Consider the following 3,378-nt stretch of genomic DNA (forward strand, 5'->3'; position numbering starts at 1 on the left):
ATCACACGCCCTCCCGCCGGGCAAGGGCTGGCCCGCCGGCTCGGCCCCGGGGCGGCGGGGGCGGTGGCGAGCCAGCGGGCCAGCCCTTGCGGGGTGGGGGTGCGGTGGATCTGCGAGACGGGCACGGCGACGTCGGCGGCCTCGTCGAGGGCGACAGCGACGGCGGCGGACTGCAGGGAGGTGCCGCCGAGGTGGAAGAACCCGTCGAGTGTCCCGACCCGGTCCAGCCCGAGCACCGTCGCGAAGATCCCCGCGACGAGGCGTTCGGAGTCGGTGGCCGGTTCGGTGTACGGCACGTCGAGGTCGGGACGGCGCGAGCCCGGCTCTGGTAGCGCCCGCCGGTCGATCTTGCCGGTGCCGCCGGTGGGGAACCGGTCCAGGACCATGATCACGGCGGGGACCATGTAGGGCGGGAGCACCGCGGCGGCGTGTGCCCGCAGGTCGGCGGTGACGGGGACGCGGCCGTCGCGTCCGGTGACGTAGCCGACGAGCCGGGCGGTGCCCTGGTCCTCGCGACGGGTGACGACGGCGGTGCCGACGTCCGGGTGTTGTTCGAGAGTCGCCTCGATCTCGCCGAGTTCGATCCGGATGCCGTTGACCTTGACCTGGTGGTCCATCCGGCCGAGGATCTCCAGCGCTCCGGCGGCGTTCCACCGGCCGAGGTCGCCGGTGCGGTAGGCGGTCCCGCCGCCGTACGGGTCGGTGACGAACCGCTGGGCGGTCAGTTCGGGGCGGTTGAGGTAACCGTCGGCGACGCCGGCGCCGGCGATGAGGATCTCGCCGGGGACGCCCATGGGGACGAGGTCGAGATTGGCGTCGACGACGCGGATCTGCCGGTTGGGCATGGGTCGGCCGATGGGCACGTACGCGCCGGGCCAGCCCTTCGACGCGTCGTACCAGGTACAGGCGACGGATGCCTCCGCGGGCCCGTACGCGTTGATCAGGCGGGCACCGGCGGCCGTCCAGCGGTGCGCCATGCGGGGCGGAATGGGTTCCCCGGCGAGGGTCACGCACGTCAGGCTGGGGCAGTCGGCGGGATCGACGGCGGCGAGGTTCGTGGGTGGGCAGAACGCGTGGGTGGCCTGCTCCTTGGCGATCAGCTCCGTCAACCGGCGGGCGTCGAGAAGATCGTCGCGGGAGCTGACGACGACGCGGGCACCGGAGGTCAGCGCGGTGTAGATCTCGCCGAGGGCCACGTCGAAGACCGGTGAACAGGAATGGAGCATCCGGCTGTCCGGCCCGACCGCGCACTCCTCCCGCATCCAGGTGACGAAGTTCGTCAGGTGCTCGTGGGTCAGCACGACGCCCTTCGGTGTCCCGGTCGAGCCGGACGTGTAGATCACGAACGCCGGCCGGGAGGGTGCCACCACCGGCAGGTCGGCCGCCTCGGCCGCCGTCACGGTGGGCCAGTCGGCATCGAGGGCGACGACCCGTACGCCGTCAGGTCCGGGGACACGCGGGGCGACCTCGCCGACGGTGAGGACGACCCGGGCGCCGTGGTCGGCCAGCAGCATCCGCATCCGCTCCGCCGGCCAGGACACGTCCATCGGCGTGTACGCCGCCCCCGCCCGCAGCACCGCCAGGGTGGCGACGAGCGTCCACATGCTGCGGTCCAGCGCCAGCGACACCACGTCCCCGGGCCGTACGCCCATCGACCGTAGCCGCGCGGCCAACTCCCCCGAGCGGCGGGCCAGCTCCGCGTACGTCAGCACCTCCCCGGCGGCGACGCCGGCCACCGCGTCCGGAGTGCGTCGCGCCCATTCGAGCACCAGCTCGTGCAGCGGCGCACCCGGCACCGGGCGGGCCGGGCGGCGGCCCGCCGCGAGCAGCCGCTCGCGCTCGGTCGCGCCCAGCAGCGGCAGCGCGCCCAGCGGCACCCCGGGTTCCCGGACGCCGGCCGACAGCAACGACACGGTCTGGTCCACCAGGCCCCGCACCCAGTCCGCCGAGAAGCCGTCGGCGGCGTAGTCCACCCGGAGCGCCGACCCGTCCCCCGCGACGGTCACCACGATGTCCACGTCCACCACGTCCGGCCCCACCTCGGCCACCGGGGCGTCCACCAGCCCGACGACCACCGGCCCCGCCGCGCCCGCGCTGTGCGCGACCGGTCCGGCCAGCGCCGTGGCCACCCGCGACGTCAGCTCGCCGAAGCCCGGTTCGTCCGCGACGTCGACCCGCAGCACGCCGCCCGACGACAGACCGACCGCCACCTCGGCCTGGCCGGTGTACCGGGCCAGCACCCCCAGCAGACCGGCCAGCAGCACCGCGCCGGGGGAGCGCGCGCCCGCCGGGACGGGCAGGTCGACCGGCCGGTACGCGGAGGCCGCCCGGGCCGGCCACGCGGCCGGCCGGCGCAGGTCCCCCATCAGGTCGAGGATCTCGAAGCCGGGCCCAGCGACATCCGTGGCGTGCGCACCGACGATTCCGACAGACATTGAGCCAGCCTCCGATCAGGGCCGGCGCCACCCAGAGGGGTGCGCCGGAAGGGACAACCACGAACTCTCGGGACAACGGGCCGCGCGCCGCGCGCCAAGCGGCGACGAGCGGTCCGGTACGCAGGGGCGGACGGTCAGCCGGCGGTGGGCGTACCCGCCGGCCCGTCTTCGAGGAAGCGCAGCATGTGGTGGTTCAGCTCCTCGGCGAAGCTGTACGGCAGGTAGTCGGTGCGGATGGTGACGCGCAGGAGAGCATGGTCGACGCGGGGCAGCACCTCGACCGTGAGCCCGTTGGGCACCTCCCGGGCGTACGGGTCGACGACCTCCTCGGCCCGGCAGCCGGGCAGCTCCAGCGGCACCACCACGTTGTCCTGGAACACGAACGTCGGCAGGCTCGCGACCACCTCGCCGGAGAGCCCGGCGGCGGGATCGTCGGCGGTCTCCGCGAAGGGAACGTCCTGGGCCCGCATGAGATCGCGGATCGTCTCGTCGACCCGCAGGACCAGCTTGTCGTCGTGCGGCCCGTCGAAGCGCACCCGCACGCAGTTGAGGTTGAGCCGGGTGGTGAACGCGGAGTCGAGGACGCGGCTACCGCGTTTGGCGACCACCATCAGCAGGGCGATGTCGTCCTGCTGATGGATGGCGCGCAGCGCCGAGGCGAAGGCCGCCACGAAGTAGCTGGAGCGGCTGAAACGGTGGTCGCGGGCGGCCCGGTCCCAGCGGTCGAGCACCTCGGGGGTGACGGTGACGGTGTGGCCCGCCTTCGGTCCCCAGGCGAGGGCCTGCTCCAGGGGCGCGGTGGCCGGGCCTTCGCCCTGGCGGGGTAGGTCGCGTAGTTGTTCGCGCCAGTAGGTTCGTTGGGTTTGCAGGTCGGCGGCGTTGCGGAGGCGGGTGTATTCGTCGTGGGACTGGTGCAGTGTGGGTGCGGGGTGTGTCCAGGTGG

General features: G+C 74.0%; 2 protein-coding genes. Both read right to left on the minus strand.

The window, feature by feature from the left end:
* Window positions 1-2,435 (minus strand): non-ribosomal peptide synthetase (locus BAW75_RS06965; protein ID WP_104113009.1); only part of this gene is annotated, 2,435 nt, incomplete at its 3' end.
* 134 nt (window positions 2,436-2,569) lie between these two features.
* A partial coding sequence (locus BAW75_RS06970) for a condensation domain-containing protein (protein ID WP_244206026.1) occupies window positions 2,570-3,378 on the minus strand: 809 nt, incomplete at its 5' end.

Origin of the sequence: Micromonospora chalcea, assembly GCF_002926165.1 — a bacterium.
Classification (GTDB): domain Bacteria; phylum Actinomycetota; class Actinomycetes; order Mycobacteriales; family Micromonosporaceae; genus Micromonospora; species Micromonospora chalcea.